Below are 17366 nucleotides of genomic sequence, written 5' to 3' on the forward strand. Positions count from 1 at the left end.
TCAAGTCAGTGACGTAGTTAAAATCAGACGCGTCCCCTCTTTTGGCATTGACCGTATCTCCAATGAACCACCCATTGCCAGCGCTCGCTGTTTCATGCTGGCCTGACCCGTTCGTCCACTTTGTTGAGCCGTATCAAACCCTTGGCCATTGTCTTCAATCAGCACTCGTAGCTGGTTGTCGTGTTTCTCGAAGCGAACCGTTGCCTGTGTGGCCTGGGAGTACTTTACCAGGTTATTGATGGCCTCCTTGCCAATTAGATACAAACTGCGCCTTACTTCCATCGAAACGGGATGGTCGTCCAGCGAGGAGTCAGCCAAGAAGTGCAAAACAATTCCTTTGGACTCCATCAACGGTTGGGCATACTCCTGAAGGCGTAGAGCAATGCGGTGCAACGTATCGTTTCCCGGATTGATAGTCCAGATAATTTCGTCGATGGATTCGAGGATCTGTCGGGCATCGGTGTAAATTTTCTGGACGGTTTTCTGGGCCTGTTCCGGTCGATTCTGACGGAGTAAGGTATCAGTGTGCCCACTGAGCATGGAGATGCTGGATAACGTACTACCCACCTCATCGTGGAGGTCGTGGGCGATTTGCTGGCGTAGCGTTTGGGCTTCCTGTAATCGCCGGACTTTGGCCCGGTTCAATAGCCAGGCGCTAATGGCTGCGGCTAGCACCACCAACAACAATGCGCCTACAATCCAGGCGTTCCGTTGAAACTGAGCACTCTGTTTTTGCTGATCCAGGAGTCTGATTTGATTCTCCCGTTTTTCTGTTTCGAGTTTTGTTTCCAGATCGCGGAGCCGGACAGCATTTTGCAAAGAATATAAAGAGTCGTTCAGAGTCAGCAAACGTATCAGATACGGGTGCGCTTTTTCGTATTGATGGGTTTGGTGATAAAGCCTGGCTAATCTTGAGGTAATATCTCGCTCGTTACTCGTTTCGACCAGTTCGACAGCTAACTTTAATGCGTTTAGATAGTAGTACTCGGCTTTCTGATAGTTACCCAAAGCGCTATAGTAATCGCCAAATTCTCTACTTGTAGCCATCTGAGATTGTGGCTTATCGCCGGGAGCATACCGTTCTGCCAGTTTTAAATAATGGAAAGCCTGCTCGTTTAGACCCAATTGTCTGTAGCAGTAGGCAGCACTATTCCACAACTGTATTTTCCAATATAAATTTCCATATTTATCCGCCCAAGCCAGCGCCTTATGCAGGTGGCTCAAGGCCTGTCGATACTCACCTTTTACCTCTAATATATAGGCCATTCTACTTTCAGCATCGAGTACCAGATACTTATCCTTATCTGAATAAGCAAGTGCATAGGCTTTCTGATAGTACTCATAAGCACGCTGTTGATTTCCCATCGCGTTCATGATATCACCAACCTGCCCATAAGCCAGCGTAACATAATCTGTTAATTTATGGCGTTCTGTAACCTGAATAGCCTTTAAAAGATAAACAAGTCCTTTCTCAGGTTGATTACTAACCGAATACGACTCTCCGATACCGGTTAATGCCCGTTGTAACTCGGTTGGTGGCAAATGCGATTTTACAGCCACGTTATAGGCTTTTTGAAAGTAAGCCAGGGCAAGGGCGATATTTTCGCTTTCGGGGCGACGCTGATATACCCGTCCTTTGTAGAAGTAGACGCGTCCAAGCCCCATTGAATCATTCAGACGTTTTGCAAGATCTTCCATCTGATTGAGTAGCGAATCGGCCCGGTCTAAATTGTCAATGTGATTGATTAGCCACCACGCATACTCATTGGCCGCCCGCACATAGGTCGTGTCCTGCTTAGCCGTGCGCAGATAACGTAGCAGCGAATCGGACGTAGCAGTCGGCTGCGCCCACACCGACACTGTCAGCAACTGACTTAGCACAAAGCTCAATACGTATCGTCGGCGGTTTCTCATTGACCTTTTTATGCTAGCGACGTAGTGAATACCAATCGCGTTCCCTGTTCTGGAGCCGAGTTTATTTCCAATGAACCACCCATTGCCAGCGCCCGTTGTTTCATGCTGGTCTGTCCATTGCGACTAGTCAACGCATCTTGTACAAACCCCCGCCCATTGTCCTCAACGACAACCTGTAGTTGCTTTTCTTTTAGTTCAAACCGTACTGTAGCCTGAGAGGCCTGCGAATATTTAACCAGATTGTTAATGGCTTCTTTACCAATTAAATACAGGTTTCTTCGAACTTCCATCGAGACAGGGTGCCGATCCAGCGAAGCATCGACGCTAAATCGAAAATCGATGGCTTGTGTCTCCATCAACGGCTGGGCATATTCCTGAAGGCGTAGGGCGATACGATGGAGCGAATCATTTCCCGGATTGATGGTCCAGATAATTTCGTCGACCGATTCCAGAATCTGGCGAGCATCAGTATAGATTTTCTGCACCATTTTCTGGGCCGATTCAGGTCGATTCTGGCTCAGTAACCGATCGGTATGGCCGCTGAGCATGGAAATGCTGGATAAGGTGCTCCCTACTTCATCGTGGAGATCGTGGGCAATCTGCTGGCGTAAGTTCTGGGCTTCTTCCAGACGGCGGAGTTTAGACCGGTTTAGTAACCACGCACTCCCTACGGCTACCAGTAAGAGTAACAGAATACTACCAAAAAGCAGGAGTTGAAACCGCTGGGTTTCCTGCTGGCGCAATTGGGCTTCCTGACGAAGCAGTTTTATCTGGGCTTCTTTCTTTTCGGTTTCGTAGTTGGTGATTAGTCGCTGTACTTCCGTGTTGGTTCGAATGGTGGTGGTGGAGTCAATCTTCTGGTTTCGTTCCAGTTGGTAAACGTAGGCTTGGTGAAAGTCTTTCATGCCGCCATACAGATTGGCCAGACCCTGGGTATAGATGGCAATCTTGGGTTTATCGTCCTGCTCATTGGCCAGCGCAAGCGCCTGTTTCATGTAGCGTTCGGCCAGCTTATAGTCTTTTTGCTCTTCATACACCTGCCCCAGATTGAAATAGTCCGTAGCCATAGCCGATTGGTTTTCCTGCTTTCTGGAAATAACCAGCGCCTGTTCGATGGCCTGCCGGGCTTCATCAAAACGTTTTAGTTGGCGTAAGACCAGACCTGTGTTGACCAGTATGTCGGACTGGAGTAGTTCTGATTCGGCTTCTTTCGCATGGCTTCGGGCTGATTTGTAATAGCTTAGTGCTTTTGCTGGCTGCCCCAGATCGTCATAGCATTTACCAATGTTCTGTTCGCAAATTGCCATTCCGTAGGGACTCTTTAGGGCTTGGTTTAAGACGAATGCCTGTTTCAGATAGCTTATGGCTTCGTGCGTCCGATGCATATCTTTCAGTGTCAGGCCAATCCCATTGTACGTATCTTCATTTCGGGGTTGCAGATTGTACTGCTCCTGCATCCGTAGCGAGCGCAGGTAGGCCTCGATTGATTTTTCGAATTGATTCGCTTTCCGATAGGCTGTACCCAGGTTGGTTAGGGCGCGTGCTATGGTACGGGTGTCGAATTTGTAGGCTTCGGCAATGGAGAGTGCTTTCCGAAGCGACTCAAGGGTTTGCTGGGGCCTGTTCGACAGGAAGTAGTTGGACCCCATGTTGGTATTCGCCCTGTACATCCCACGACCGAAGTTCAGCCGTCGGGCTATTGCCTCGGCCAGATGCAGTACGGAATCGGCCCGGTTATAGTCGGCTTTTTTGCGGGTGATCAGATTGCCTAATTCATTCAGAGCGATCACGTAGTTGGTATCCGTTGGGGTATGTGTCTGAACGTAGGTTTCCAGCGAATCCAGCGATTTGGGTACCTGGGCCAGAACAGTACTGGTACCAGCCAGCAGCAGGCTCAAAATCGTAAATAGAATGAAATATGGGGACTTTTTGTAAAATGGAATCAACACGGGTGTTCGGTTTAGATCAATGAGGTTGTAACTACCAGACTCGTTCCTTTTTCGGGGGCTGAATGAATGACCAACGTACCACCTATGGCCTGCGCCCGCTCCTGCATACTGGTCTGCCCATTTCGAGTGCTGATTTGTGTCGTGTTAAAACCCTGGCCGTTATCTTCAATGAGCACCTGCAACTGGTTGGCCTTTAGCTCAAACTTGACGGTCGCCTGGGTGGCCTGTGAGTATTTGACCAGGTTGTTGATGGCTTCTTTGCCAATCAGGTACAGGCTCCGGCGAACCTCCATCGAGACCGGCAACTCATCCAGCGAAGGGTCTACCACGAAGGTGAAGGCGATGTGTTTGGACTCCATCAACGGCTGGGCATACTCCTGCAACCGAAGCGCAATGCGTTGCAGCGAGTCGTTACCGGGATTGATGGTCCAGATGATTTCGTCGATGGATTCGAGGATCTGCCGGGCATCGGTGTAGATTTTCTGGACCATCTTCTGGGCCGATTCGGGTCGGTTCTGGCTGAGCAGCTCGTTGGTATGGCCACTGAGCAGGGAGATGCTGGAGAGGGTACTGCCTACTTCATCGTGGAGGTCGTGGGCAATCTGTTTGCGCAAGGTCTGGGCTTCCTGGAGCCGTTTGAGTTTGGCTCGGTTGAGGAGCCATCCACTGACGGATGCCCCCAGCAGCAGCAGCAACAGTCCCCCTAGCAGGAGGGTGTTTCGTTGTAATCGTTGCCGGGCCAGTTCCTCCTCCCGGAGTTGAGCCTGTTGGCGAAGCAGTTTAATCTGAGCCTCTTTTTTCTCGGTTTCATAACTGGCGACCAGCCGTTGCACTTCCGTACTGGTCCGAATGGCAGTCGCCGAGTCGATCTGTTTATTTTTTTCGAGCTGGAACGCGTAGGCCTGCTGGAAATCTTTCTGCCCTCCGTAGAGATCGGCCAGAGCCTGGGTATAGTTGGCAAGCTGCTCCTTATCGCCCCGTTCGGTAGCCAGTTCCAGAGCTTTTTTCAGGTTAGCCTCGGCAGGCTTATACTGTTTCAGGTCTTCATAAATACGGCCCAGGTTGAAGTAAGCCGTAGCCATACTTTCTTTATGGTTCTGACTCCGACCGATAGCCAGCGATTGTTCAACATACGGAATTGCTTCCTGCGAATGCCCTGATGCATTCAGAGCAAGCCCGATGTTGACCAGAATGTCGGCCTGAAGCAGATCAAATTTTACCTCTCGTGCGTGCTGAAGGGCTTTTTTATAGATTGGAATAGATTGGTCATATCGCTTTAGCTCATCATAACAAATCCCCATATTGTTTTCAGTGATAGACATTCCCCTCGGATTATGCTCGGCTTTTGCCAGAGCTAGTCCCTGCCGGTAGTACGTGAGCGCTTCCGAGTACTTCTTCATGGCTCGGAGTGCATTACCAATACCACCGTAGGTAGTCGCAATTCGGGGCTGAATGTCGTACTGCTCCTGCACGCGCAGTGACCGAAGTCCAATAGCTACGGCTTTACCATACTCACTAAGTTTTTCATACGCAGCCGCTACGTTAGCCATAGCTCCACAGCGGAATCGAGGGGTGAGTTTATAGGTCTCAGCGGCCGTTAAGGCTTTCTGAAAATAAGTAAGGGCTAATTGAGGGCGATCCGTGAGGTAATAAATAGACCCCCGGTTTGTATAGGCTTTTGCCAGACCCAGCCCATACTGAAGTTTACCGGCCAGTTTTTCGGAAACCTGCAGAATAGAGTCGGCAGCGTCATAATCGGGGTTGGTGCCTGAGTGAAGTTCACGACCGAGTACATTCAAGGCAATGACGTAATTGGTATCCTGAATCGTATGTGATTTGAGGTAAATACGAACCGAATCGAGCGAATTAGGTACCTGAGCCATCAGAGTGTCTTTAGGCAGAAGGGTCACAAAAAGGATAAGGACAATTCGACAGAAGCAGGATTTCATGATAACGAGTTATCGATAATCCTATAAATATCAATCAAATATTGCCCAAATTATAATGTCTTTAGCAAAAGGTTTATAGACCCGCATGGGCGGGTCCGGCACATTGGTCAAAGGCTGATTTGCATCGATAGCTTTACAGCAAAGGTCGTATTGCCTGGCTTATTCTGGTAAGTCAGGCGATGGAGCGCTTCAATACGCAATACCTTAAAAACGTTTTCAACGCCGTATCCCACTTCTACATAGGGCACCGACCCTAAAGACCGGATGGGTGGAATTGGCTTGCCTGTCATATCATGCGTTGCCATCAGCGCCCGGTTCTCGTTGCTTAGGTGCCCCCACAACAGTTTGCCGGTCACGAACGAACGCCAGCCCCAACGCCGGACCAGTGGAAGTCGATTCGTTAGTAGGCCATCAAATTTGTGTTCGATGGCCAGGGATACATATCGATCGCTGGTGAATTCAGCAAAATTCATCAAATTGAACGCATTGCGGTTGTAAAACGGGGTTTGATTGCCCAGGTGCATTTCCAACAATGGGTAGGGTAGGAGCGAAGGGCTATACCCCGCCCGAGCCGTATACTGTGTCTTGCCCCACAACCCCCAGCGGAGTGCATGATCCCATTGCAACTGCCATTTGTGGTAGGTACCCAGTCGGTTCCCCTGTACCGATGACGAGCCCAGTGTATAACGAAGGGTGACAATAGGCGCGGTTTCAGTCGTCCGGCGACGGATGCGACGACCAGTAACCCGACGATTCGGGAGACGGCCTGGCGCATAGCGGGTTTCCAGAAAAAACTCCCGGCTTTGCACCGTCGGATTGGCCCCTAGGAGATTGGGTGATTCTGCCGGTTGGTTGATGGCAAATGGAAACAGCAGATTCATTGCCCGGAACCGAACGCCAGCTGTCTGGGTAAAATCAGAACCTAGGTCTCGCTGGGCTGTCAACGCCGTTTCACGTTGATAGTAGGCTTGCCGGTACGCCCCAAACCGGCTGGTGATTCGAAAAAACGAGTTATCAGCAATATCTTCCTGCCGATAACCTAGTCGCTCCAGTTCGTAGCTGTGTTTCAGTGAAAGTATAGTTAGAGGCTGGCGTGAAGGAATAAAGTTAACTTCCCAGCCCGTTTTCCAGACCTTATCGTGGGTTCCATAAGCCCCATAGGCAGCCAACTGCCAGTGGCGACTAAATGCATTGTTGGTTTGTAAACCAATCCGTAGCCGATTGCCTTCAATGGGATTATATGCCCACATGGAGTAGACGGACCCCAAATCGATACCCCGCCAGAGAGGCAGGTAACCACCATTTAGGAGAAACTGCCCTACTTTCGTATAGGCTCTGACAATAGGTAAATTGCGAACCGTGTCGAGCATGGCCCTCGTCTGGTCGAAGGTTGCTGATGGGATTGTCTGCTCACGTTGGGTAGGCCAGTAATCTGCCGGAGTCTGCGAACGATCGTCAGCTAACTCTACATCGACCGTAAAAAAATCGACGGGTTTAGGTTGTCCTATCTGTGGTCGACGAACTGTAGTGAGGTAATCGACGATGGCACCGAACGTATGCGGTATGAACTCACCAACCTCAACGGTCAGGTGAGTGGACTCAGGTAGCCAAACCCTACCCGAATCTGATACCATCGTATAGGTTTGCTCAATAGCTATCTGCTTGATAAAGTTGATATTGGCTACCGAGCCGACGCTGGCTTCGATACGAACTAAGGCATAGCTGGCCGTATCAATCCACATCGTTCCCCGAAAAACAAGATCCCGTTCATTTTTAGGGTCAAAATCAATTCCGTAGCACGTGTACTCGCCCACCTGAGCTGTATCGGCCAGAAAATAGGTATAAGCCGTTCGCCCGCCAGCAGCCAGCGGGGATAGAAATTCTTTTTTGAACAGGCTTACCTGGTTTTTATAAAAATTGAGCGTATTGAAACCTGCACCGGTGAATTGAGAAACATAACTGTCGTCGGTGATACCCACACTGCTGATGTTGGTTTTCTGGATATGCTCTTTCAGGTGTTGGGGATGTTGTCGGGCGTAGATATGTGAAATGGTTTCGGATAAAAACACCGGGAGTTCCTCTAGCTGTTTTCCACCCTGTTTCTTTTCCAGTGCTTGCAATACAGCGCGGATGGGCTTCCGTTGCCGAAAGTGTTCGTCAAGGTTGTTGATTCGGATAGCAAGTTGGCTGTAGGCTTCGTAGTCATACCCGCTTAACTGGCTGAAATCAGTCTGCTTTCGATGGGCATGAATAGCTCGAAGAATTCGAAAGGCCGGGTTTTCGCCTGCATGGACGACTACCTCTGCCAATTGGGCAGCCGCAGGAAGTAGTTCGATCTGACTGTTACGATTCGAAATAGCCACCGTTTTGGCCTGATACCCCAGTGCCGATATCAGTAGTGAATCGGCCGGTTGCCGTAGCGATAATTGAAACGTGCCTTCCAGATCGGCCTGCGTACCAACCGCTTTACCTTTAACTGCTACCGACGCAAACGGAATTCCCTGCCCTGTACTTTGGTCGATGATGCGACCAGTGATCTCAGAGAATACTGAGGGTACCTGCGCAATGGCTGGTCGGGTCATCAGCATAATCAGCCAGCCTGCTAAGTGAATACACCCCTTTAGCGTTGATAGACTCCGGATGCGTATAAATGAGGATAAAGCGTTCGTTTTCATGTTGTTTTACTGCATTGCACAGACAAAATTCTGGGTGTCAGGCTGTGCAGTAAAACAGTTAAAACATGAACAGGAAAATTTGATCAGCCAATTGATAAAATGGTTGAATGAACTGAATAAACACGCTTACTTTTTCTGCCAGTTTAGTTTGACCAGAATAAAGCGGGCAAGAGCAGCCGTTAGTAGGCCCAGGACTGAACCAAGCGCTCCCCAACCGATATCATACCATTCGAAATGACGCGTAGGGATAAACAATTGCCCCACTTCAGCAGCAATCAGCACCGCTACTAGAATCAGTAATGCCACCAGCCAGTGTTTGAATGATTTGTTGGAAAGCAATGGAGATATTCCGATAAATAAACCGAGAAACACAAATGGAACGCCCGTTCGTGAACTCTCATGTGCCTGTGTATCTGTCCACTTGGCTACCCAGTCGGGAACAAACCAAACAGAGCGTAACGCCGGATTCGGTTCCCAACTTAGATATAAGACTAGGCCAACGCCAATGATAATTAATCCGTATAACCAACGCATATTACTGAAATCAATTCGAACGAAATAGATAATAAGAGCCACAGGCTTTGCAGCGGCAACTTTGATTGGTAAAGAGCCAAAGATAGGGCAGTACTATGCCTGTCAACAGTAGCATCAAGGAGGGCATGACTCAATGAACGTTATTTAAATAGGAATACAAACCCTATGATGGAATGAGTCCCGATAGATCGTATTGATTATCTGGTGGCCTGAACCTGATAGAACCCAAATAAAAAAGGAGCAAGTATAAACCTGCTCCTTTTCAAAAGTATGTATGTAGGCTTTACTGTTTCAGGATTTTGATCAGTTTGTTTTCCGTCGAGGTGTTGACCTGTAGGAAGTACATTCCTGCCGAACGACCAAGCTGCACCCGAATCCGTTCAGTTTCCCCTGCCTGCTCAATAGCGGTTTCACTTACTTTCTGACCAGAGCCATCAATTGTCTTTAATGAAAGCGCCTGGCCACTAACTCCACGAACCTCAACTTCTACACTTTCATTAGCTGTTGGGTTACCGAAGACAGTAACTGTCAGTGAAGATTTAAGTTCGTTACCCGCTGCTAAACGGCCACCACCTGTGGCATAAACGGTATAGTAGAAACCACTGTAAACTGTATTCCCACCATCATCCACTGCACCAATAGTGATTCCGTAGTAACCTGGCTGAGTTGGCGTACCTGAAACCTCTCCGGTGCTTGTGTTAAGCGAAAGACCTGGAGGCAATGGGCTCGAAATATAACTAATCGTACGGCCCTCTGGATCAGAAAATGCGTAGGCAGTTGGAATAGTTGTAGAGACTCCCACAGTACCGCTTTGTGGGGTTGTAATACCACTTCCAACTACATAAGGAGGCTCATTTATAGCAGGATTCAGATAGATGGTCAAATAGAAACCGCTGTAGGCTGTATTACTACCATCATCGGTTGCCCCAACGGTGATCCCGAACGTACCGTAGTTGGTAGGTGTTCCCGAGATTACGCCATTGGCCGGGTTGAGGGTCAAACCAGCAGGAAGCGGACTTGAGATGTAGGTTAATGTACGACCTTCCGGATCCGAGAATGCGTAGGCAGTTGGAATAGTTAAAGAGATACCAATAGTACCGCTTTGTGGGGTTGTAATACCACTTCCAACTACATAAGGAGGCTCATTTATAGCAGGATTCAGGTTGATGGTCAAGTAGAAACCGCTATATACTGTATTACCGCCATCGTCGGTTGCACCAACGGTGATCCCGAATGTACCGTAACTGGTAGGTGTTCCCGAGATTTCACCAGTGACTGGGTTGATGCTCAAACCGCCAGGAAGCGGGCTTGAGAGATAGCCCAACGGGCGACCTTCTGGATCTTTGAAGGCATAGGCTGTCGGAATACTTAGGGCTACCCCTTTGGTACCTGTTTGCGGGCTTGACAGGCCGCTTCCAACGATAATTGGCGGATAATTTATTGCCGGATCCAGAACAACGTTTAAGAAGTATCCGCTGTATACTGTGTTCCCACCGTCATCGGTTGCACCTACAGTGATACCATATTGACCTGGAGCCACTGGTGTACCCGAGATAACCCCAGTCGTTGGGTTCAGTGTTAAACCTGGAGCCAATGGGCTCGACACATAGGTAAGTGTCCGGCCTTCTGGATCAGCAAATGCAGTAGCAGTAGGGAAATTGTAACCATCATTCAGATACGTCGACTGCGGGGTCGTAATGCCGCTACCAACCACATAAGGAGGCTCGTTAATACCTGGGTTCAGGTTGACAGTCAGATAGAAACCGCTGTATGCTGTATTACCACCATCATCAGTTGCCCCAACGGTAATCCCGAATGTACCGTAGTTGGTAGGTGTTCCCGAGATAAGACCTGTTGTCGGGTTAAGCGTTAATCCAGCTGGCAGTGGGCTTGAAATATAGGAGAAAGGGCGCCCCTCTGGATCAGCGAATGCATAATCCGTTGGTATTGAAACCGCCGTTCCCTTCGTAACCGCTTGGGGTGTGTTGATACCAGTAGCTACAACATAAGGCGGGTAGTTGATCGCTGGATTCAAGATCACATTCAGGAGGAAACCCGCATTTGTGTTTAGGCCGCCATTATCCGTTGCTACAACCGTTACACCAAATTGGCCTTTTAAGGTTGGTGTACCCGAGATGATACCCGTGCTCGGGTTTATACTTAATCCCGGCGGTAAGCTACTGGACGAATACGTAAGTGGACCGTTTTCTGGGTCAGTAAACGCATAGGCTGTAGGGGTTGAGAAGGCAGCGTCCAGCGTAGCTGTTTGTGGGGAGGTAATACCACCTCCTACTACCGTTGGCGGCTGGTTCAGCATAGGTGTTCCCGGAAGAACATTCAGGTTAAAGCTGGTACTGACAGATAAGCTATGGGTATTGGTCGCTTTTACGAGAATAGTGCTGCTTCCGGTTTGTGATAGCGGGCCTGTAATCACCGATCCGTTAAAGAACAAACCTGATGGAAGCGTGCTTACACTTAGCGTCAAAGGATCATTATTCGGATCGCTAAAGGTGTTAGCCGGAATCACATACACGAAGTTAGTGCCTACGGTAGCCGTCTGATTAGGAATGGTGTTTGAAACAACCGGAGGGGCAGAGCTAGTTGAGGCCGTAATCGTAATGGTGGCACTGCTCACATCGCTCAGACAGCCATTGGCTGAGCAGGCCGTCGACAGAATCATCAAGCCAGTCTGGCTGGTTGGAATACTGATTGCACTACCCGGAGCAACGGTATTGACACCCGCAGGTGTTCCGAAGTTGTTGAAATACTGAATGATCCCGCCCGAACATCCTGTTGCTGTGATGCTAACGCTCGGAGAATTCTGAGCGACTGTTAGCGAGCTTGGATTTAAGGTTGGTGGCGTTAAACCACAGGGATTGGTAAAGCTTGAAGCCGACGTTAGGGTTGGCTTCATGGATGGATGCTTGGGAGCAGCCAGGGCGTGGACAGCAATCGTTAGGCCGAGTAGTAACCCGAGGCACCGTGTAACGACTAAACAGAAGTGATTTGGTAGATGTAATCGCATAACAATGAATGAGTTATCTACAAAGGATAGTGGACTGACTCAAAGATAAATGAAAAAAGAGATAAGAAACTACTTAACGAGACTAGTATATGGTCATCTCTGCCGTTTTTAGAACTATATATTTATTATACGGCGAAGCCAGAATATTGTTATTCACGCAGTTGATTCGTCAGATAACCTGAATGATATTGACGAAGCAAAACATCCAGTTGATTGCCAGATTTTGGCCTGTAAGCCACGTTTGCACCGCTGCCATTGTAGGTATACTCCCAACGGAACTCCTCCGAACTGCGAAGTCGAACCCGCTTTCCCTGAACGATTCGGCCAGGTGGAATAGGGATTGTAAAATTGAAGCCAGCCGTAGAGCCTCTTGTGGTTTTTGATACATATACACCGACCTCTACCGAAGTAAACTGCCGAATTAAATCAAACCGCCCACCCTGATCCCCATAGAGAAATTGACCAGCCGACAGCTTCAGCGTGACATCCCTGGCATTGATCCGGTAAGCCACATCGCCAACTAACGTTAAGTTTTTCATAGATTCATAATAAATACCCGTTCGTGGAAAATAATAATACCCTGTTAATCCTGATTCCAAACCTGCCGACCAGGGCTTGGTCAGGTTTGCCCAGCGGTATTGTACGTGGAGCCCATACTGGTTCAGATAGAACAAACCCGCCGATGCCAATAGAAAATGCTGACGATTAAAGGCCAGGAATTGATTCAGGAAGAAAGGGCCTGATCGAATGTTCATGGCCTGATTATCGTAGTTATTGGTAAGCGGGAAAACTATGCCAAAATTCAGGGCTAAACCACGGGTCAGGTAAAGCTGGCTTTGGAGTAGCAGGCTCGTTTTCGTTTGAAACGGGTCAAGTTTAAATCCAAAGTTCGCTATGACTTCGGGTTGGATTCGGAAATCGAATTTGTACCGTTTCTGACCAAAAGGAAGTTGCTTTGCTAGCTGCTTCCGCTCCTCTTGGTTCAACAGCCTGGTACGAACAGATGAGCCGATTTGAAAACCAGCAATCGGTACGCCCTGAACCAGTGGAACGAATTCCGTTTGCTCCGGACTAGTTAGGGCCTGACTAAGCTCCAGCAATCCAATCATTGGATTGCGGTATAGTCGCTGCTCATAATAGACCCGGTTCTGCATACTGTCAATGGTCAGGTTTTCAAAATTGGTTAATACCTGCTGCCGAGCTTGCTGGCCGTAACTCCAGTGGTGGAGCCCCAGTAGCAATACAGCAAGCGGAAATCGAATAAACGGTTTTAGTACCACTACGAACTAATGACTTACTATGGTCCTGCTGTTAGGGTTAGCCAGGCAACAGGAATGTATGAATTCAGGCTCCTTTACGCTTGAGTCGTTTTGGCAAATGGAATAACGATGTGGCATAAGAGGTACCAAACGTTACCTGGTCAAAGTTGATAACGCCGGCTTGTATGGTCCAGTGATTAAACAGGGTAGCGTAAGCTCCCAGATTCAGATGACGTGAATCCCACTCTACCATGCCGCCGACAGTCTTCTTATACGTGAAACGAGCCCCGCCAAATGGGCCCGACAAGTAGGGATTTGAGCGCTCGTTTTTGTTATGTAACTTATAGTTTGAAAAAATATCGAAATCGTTACCCCGATTATCACTTCGATCAAAATAGTATGGGCTACCGAATCCAATCGTAACTTCTGTTGTCAGTTGATCGGTCAGGGTAAAATTTTTCGTGGCTGCTGCCGCATAGGTGACCAGGGAGTTGTCGATCCCAAATGGAGCCGACACAATTACGGCAACAGCCGGTCTTCGTTCCCGTTCGGTCAGCACAGCGTATTTAATATCAAACTGGCGATCACCTATTCCGCGTTCATTAACAGGGATATAGCCATTCACCCGAAACACATTAATGTTAATCTCAAGCCGTGGCAACAGGGCCAGAGTCGCATAAAAAATGCTGTTCGACTGCCCTTCTCCCACATTACCAGTATTCTTCACGTTTGGATTGTCTGATCGGGGATCATAATGTGATGGGTTGTAATGATACCCGATCAAAAACGTACCATCTGCCAGGATACGCGCCGTTGGGATATTCATTAGCCCTGGTTTTCCCGAAATATTCACCTGTGCAAACGAATAGCTGGAGATAGCCAACAGGCTTAGTAGCCATAAACCCACTTTTGTCTGATAACCCAGCCGTACAACTTTAGTCATGTTTAAAAGCGGAGACCGAACATGGGGAACGGGTACTCCGTAATAAAAGGCCTTTTGTAAAAGAACCCTTATTCACAGAATACAAGCGAATAAGGGTTCTGATGAAGTTCAGGCGATTCGTACTCCCGTATGAGCTTATTGAGCGCTACCTTGGTTGTGGCAACTATCGTACAGTTCAAGTACGAGCTTCTGAGCCGTCTGAATTGTAGCGTTGTAATTCGTAATGGTCGTGATAAGGTCCGTATCCCGGGCCACTTTAGCTTCAGCAACCATCAGTGTTGATTTGATAGCACAGACGTTGATTTCGGCTGTTTGAACCTTGTAGTATAATTGAATCTGATACGCATACAGCACATAAATCAACGACTTTAATGTATTGTAGTTGGCTGTACCTAACGCCCCCTGAGCGGAGTTTAGATTCGTGATATTGGTATTTAGCCCTTGTTGTGCTGCCACGATCAGGTTTGCATATTGCGATACTTTATCGCTCACACAGCTCGGTCTTTCACCTTCTGCCGCCGATTTGCTCTGATCATACGATTGGTTGATTGTAGCAATCTGGCTGGATAGATCCGTTGACAAACCTGCAATTTTATCATCGAAAAGGTCGTTAGCTGCTTTGAAGCAGGGATCCCCCGAACTCGGATAATTGATAGGAGCAATATTGATTGCTTTTACCTGTACGGTTATCGGAGTAGGTCCTGTAACGGCCGCCGTTGTTGGGCCTACCGTTTGGTTGTTTACCGTCGGATACGAATAGGTCGGCAGATATGACTGTAAATTAGAGTTGCCAGTCAACGCATCTACTTTACTTTGCAGAGCTGTAGGTAATCCCCCACCCGTAGCCAGCGTATTCAGGACTTGAGGAGTAAAGCTATTGTTGATGTCTGTCGACGTGTTGCTGGTGGCCGCCAGTGCATTGTTCATGTCGATGACTGCCTGCGAGACTGCCCCACTTGTGGTTGGATTATTGGCAATGCCGTTATATACAGCATTCGCAGTAGCGGATGGGGTAATGACACCCGCCGTTGTAGAAACCGCATTGGGTGGAGTTGCCCGTAGATTTGGCAACTGCAAATCCTTTAACTGCTTGGTCAGCGCAGCGGTGTCAAAAGGCTTGAGCGGTTCGCTTGTTTCATTCCGACAGGCGTACATCAGAATGACAAAGCCTAATCCATACATCGCCCATCTGGCTCTTTGTGTAGATGTCTTCATGTGTTATTGTGTTATAAACTTGGGAATGCTATGGTGTGCACTACAACCATCCTATTTACTACAGTGTATGATAATTAGCTACTCGACTGGTGCTCAGTTTATGATTTGACCTGATCTTTTACTTAAAATCAATCTATCAAAGGTATAATATGCTTTCGTAAACAAATTCGACAACTGATTGGATTATCTGGTATTGTAATCGGCCTCTTTTTTTTGTTCACTGCAAGATATTGGTAATTAGTGGTTTATGAGCTATTCTGTCTTCTGATTTTAAAAATGAATTTATTATCCGGCGAGATAATTCTGGAGTGTATAGGGTAGATGGATTTGTAAATTTCGCTAATTACGCGTTTCAACTACTCCGAAGTGCAAACCGTTTGGGTTGCAGCAGGCCTTAAAGGCGTGTATTTCAGTCTGTGCGATAGGCATGTTGGTCTGTATCAGGGGCAGCTAAATACAGGCTTTAACCGCTTCTACCTGGGTGTATGTTAGCGTGTTGTAGCTACGTTTTTGGCTTATTCCACATCTTGGGGCAATTAGTTATAGTTACCTGTAAAGATCGAGCTGTTGTATATTCCTGTCAATATGTCGATCGGCAATGTGAATGATTATACTTTTGGACTGTAAATTGTTGAAAAATTGCTCAAAAAAAGCCTATATTGGACAATTCGAATGGCCAACATCTGGTAACAGAATGGTTAGTTTTATTGAATTCACTGCATGACAAATCGCTTATGGGACTGGCTTAAGCACCAGTTTACGTACCAAAATTCTTCTACAGACCAGAGGGCCTGTTTCTGGCAAACGGATTTGCACTCACACCTGATCCCTGGTATCGACGATGGGGTAAAGGTCCTGGAAGAATCGATGCAGTGTATCCGGCAGCTAGCCGACTGGGGTATTCAGAAAGTAATTACTACACCCCATGTCAGTCATGAGCGATATCCAAATGATTCGGCGACCATCCTCCAGGGACTTAAGACGCTAAAACAGCAAGTTGAGTTAGAACAACTGCCAGTAGTTATCGACGTAGCCGCTGAATACATGCTGGATGATTTTTTCCTTCAACGCTTAGAAGCTGGCCCATTACTGGCGTTTGGTCCGGAGCGGTACCTGTTAGTCGAAACAGGGTGGCTGGCCCGTCCTCTTTTTCTCGATGAAATAATCTTCCGAATTCAGACTGCGGGCTACGTACCTGTATTAGCTCATCCGGAACGGTATCCTTATTATATGCATGACCCAGAAGGATTGGCCAAACTTCGGGATCAGGGTTGCCTGATGCAACTGAACTGGATGTCGCTCACTGGACGGTATGGCGCACACACGCGTACGCAGGCAAAGTTGATCCTCAAGAATAACTGGGTTGACTTTATCGGGAGCGATTTGCACCGGCCTGAAGATTTACCTGCATTACAGGCTCTTTTTTCATCCTCCTTCTATGATTCGTTGAAGGCACAACCCTTACGCAATAAGGGCTTGTGAACCGTTTCACTTGGTCCGATTCATTGCTCAGTTGAGATAGCTTCAATGTGGAACGACTTACTAGTCTATACTATGGCTGTGGCTCTTCTTCTAAATTTCCGATGCCTCTTACCTCACTTGTAAGATGAGTTGTATGATGGCAAAAAGGGGAGGCCAACTGATCCGTTTCAAAGAAAAACAGCCTATATTTATTTGTATCTATTTTGTTGGATTTGAAAACAAAATAGAATAATTTGTTTTCATTTATTGTTTAATGGGTAATTGAGTTGTTTTTAAGTATTTATACTCTGTAATATGGTTTTCCTAACTAATTGGTGATAGAGACTTTCGTGGATCAAGGCCAATACTTGTGGAGGGCGTTGTATTTTTCTAGGTTTGTGGCTTCACCCAAGTCTAGCTCATTTTGGAAAGTTTCTTGCCT

10 protein-coding genes are annotated in these 17366 nt (G+C 47.7%); 1 reads left to right on the forward strand and 9 read right to left on the reverse strand.

Annotated elements, in window-relative coordinates; genetic code table 11:
* The 9 genes from BGO59_RS16145 to BGO59_RS16185 all read right to left on the reverse strand — a co-directional run bounded on the left by BGO59_RS16145 (position 1) and on the right by BGO59_RS16185 (position 15463).
* Positions 1-1914 carry a tetratricopeptide repeat protein gene (locus BGO59_RS16145; protein ID WP_293684659.1) on the reverse strand — a complete coding sequence of 638 codons (1914 nt, stop codon included), beginning with the start codon at positions 1912-1914 and terminating at the stop codon, positions 1-3.
* An 8-nt stretch (positions 1915-1922) separates the two neighbouring features.
* The gene (locus BGO59_RS16150; protein WP_293684660.1) at positions 1923-3812 is read right to left on the reverse strand and encodes a sensor histidine kinase; all 1890 of its coding nucleotides are present in this window, start codon (positions 3810-3812) and stop codon (positions 1923-1925) included.
* A gap of 62 nt (positions 3813-3874) precedes the next feature.
* Positions 3875-5812 (reverse strand): tetratricopeptide repeat-containing sensor histidine kinase, encoded by a 1938-nt coding sequence (locus BGO59_RS16155; protein ID WP_293684661.1) that lies wholly within the window; start codon positions 5810-5812, stop codon positions 3875-3877.
* Positions 5813-5919: 107 nt separating this feature from the next.
* On the reverse strand, positions 5920-8487 hold the full coding sequence (locus BGO59_RS16160) for a DUF5686 and carboxypeptidase-like regulatory domain-containing protein (protein ID WP_293684662.1): 2568 nt from the start codon (positions 8485-8487) through the stop codon (positions 5920-5922).
* Between the two features lie 126 nt (positions 8488-8613).
* On the reverse strand, positions 8614-9063 hold the full coding sequence (locus BGO59_RS16165; RefSeq protein WP_293684663.1) for a hypothetical protein: 450 nt from the start codon (positions 9061-9063) through the stop codon (positions 8614-8616).
* 241 nt (positions 9064-9304) lie between these two features.
* On the reverse strand, positions 9305-12046 hold the full coding sequence (locus tag BGO59_RS16170) for a putative Ig domain-containing protein (protein ID WP_293684664.1): 2742 nt from the start codon (positions 12044-12046) through the stop codon (positions 9305-9307).
* Positions 12047-12195: 149 nt separating this feature from the next.
* Complete coding sequence (locus BGO59_RS16175; RefSeq protein ID WP_293684665.1) at positions 12196-13326, reverse strand: YjbH domain-containing protein; 1131 nt, start codon at positions 13324-13326, stop codon at positions 12196-12198.
* Positions 13327-13390: 64 nt separating this feature from the next.
* Positions 13391-14248 carry a YjbH domain-containing protein gene (locus BGO59_RS16180; RefSeq protein WP_293684666.1) on the reverse strand — a complete coding sequence of 286 codons (858 nt, stop codon included), beginning with the start codon at positions 14246-14248 and terminating at the stop codon, positions 13391-13393.
* Between the two features lie 135 nt (positions 14249-14383).
* Positions 14384-15463: a hypothetical protein gene (locus tag BGO59_RS16185; RefSeq protein WP_293684667.1), complete on the reverse strand. Its 1080-nt coding sequence runs from the start codon at positions 15461-15463 to the stop codon at positions 14384-14386.
* Between the two features lie 720 nt (positions 15464-16183).
* Between BGO59_RS16185 and BGO59_RS16190 the strand changes: the two genes are divergently transcribed.
* Entirely contained in the window at positions 16184-16945 is a 762-nt protein-coding gene (locus BGO59_RS16190; protein WP_293684668.1) for a CpsB/CapC family capsule biosynthesis tyrosine phosphatase, read from the forward strand.
* The last annotated feature ends 421 nt before the right edge of the window (positions 16946-17366 follow it).

This window comes from Spirosoma sp. 48-14 (assembly GCF_001898575.1).
In the GTDB taxonomy this organism is placed as follows: domain Bacteria; phylum Bacteroidota; class Bacteroidia; order Cytophagales; family Spirosomataceae; genus Spirosoma.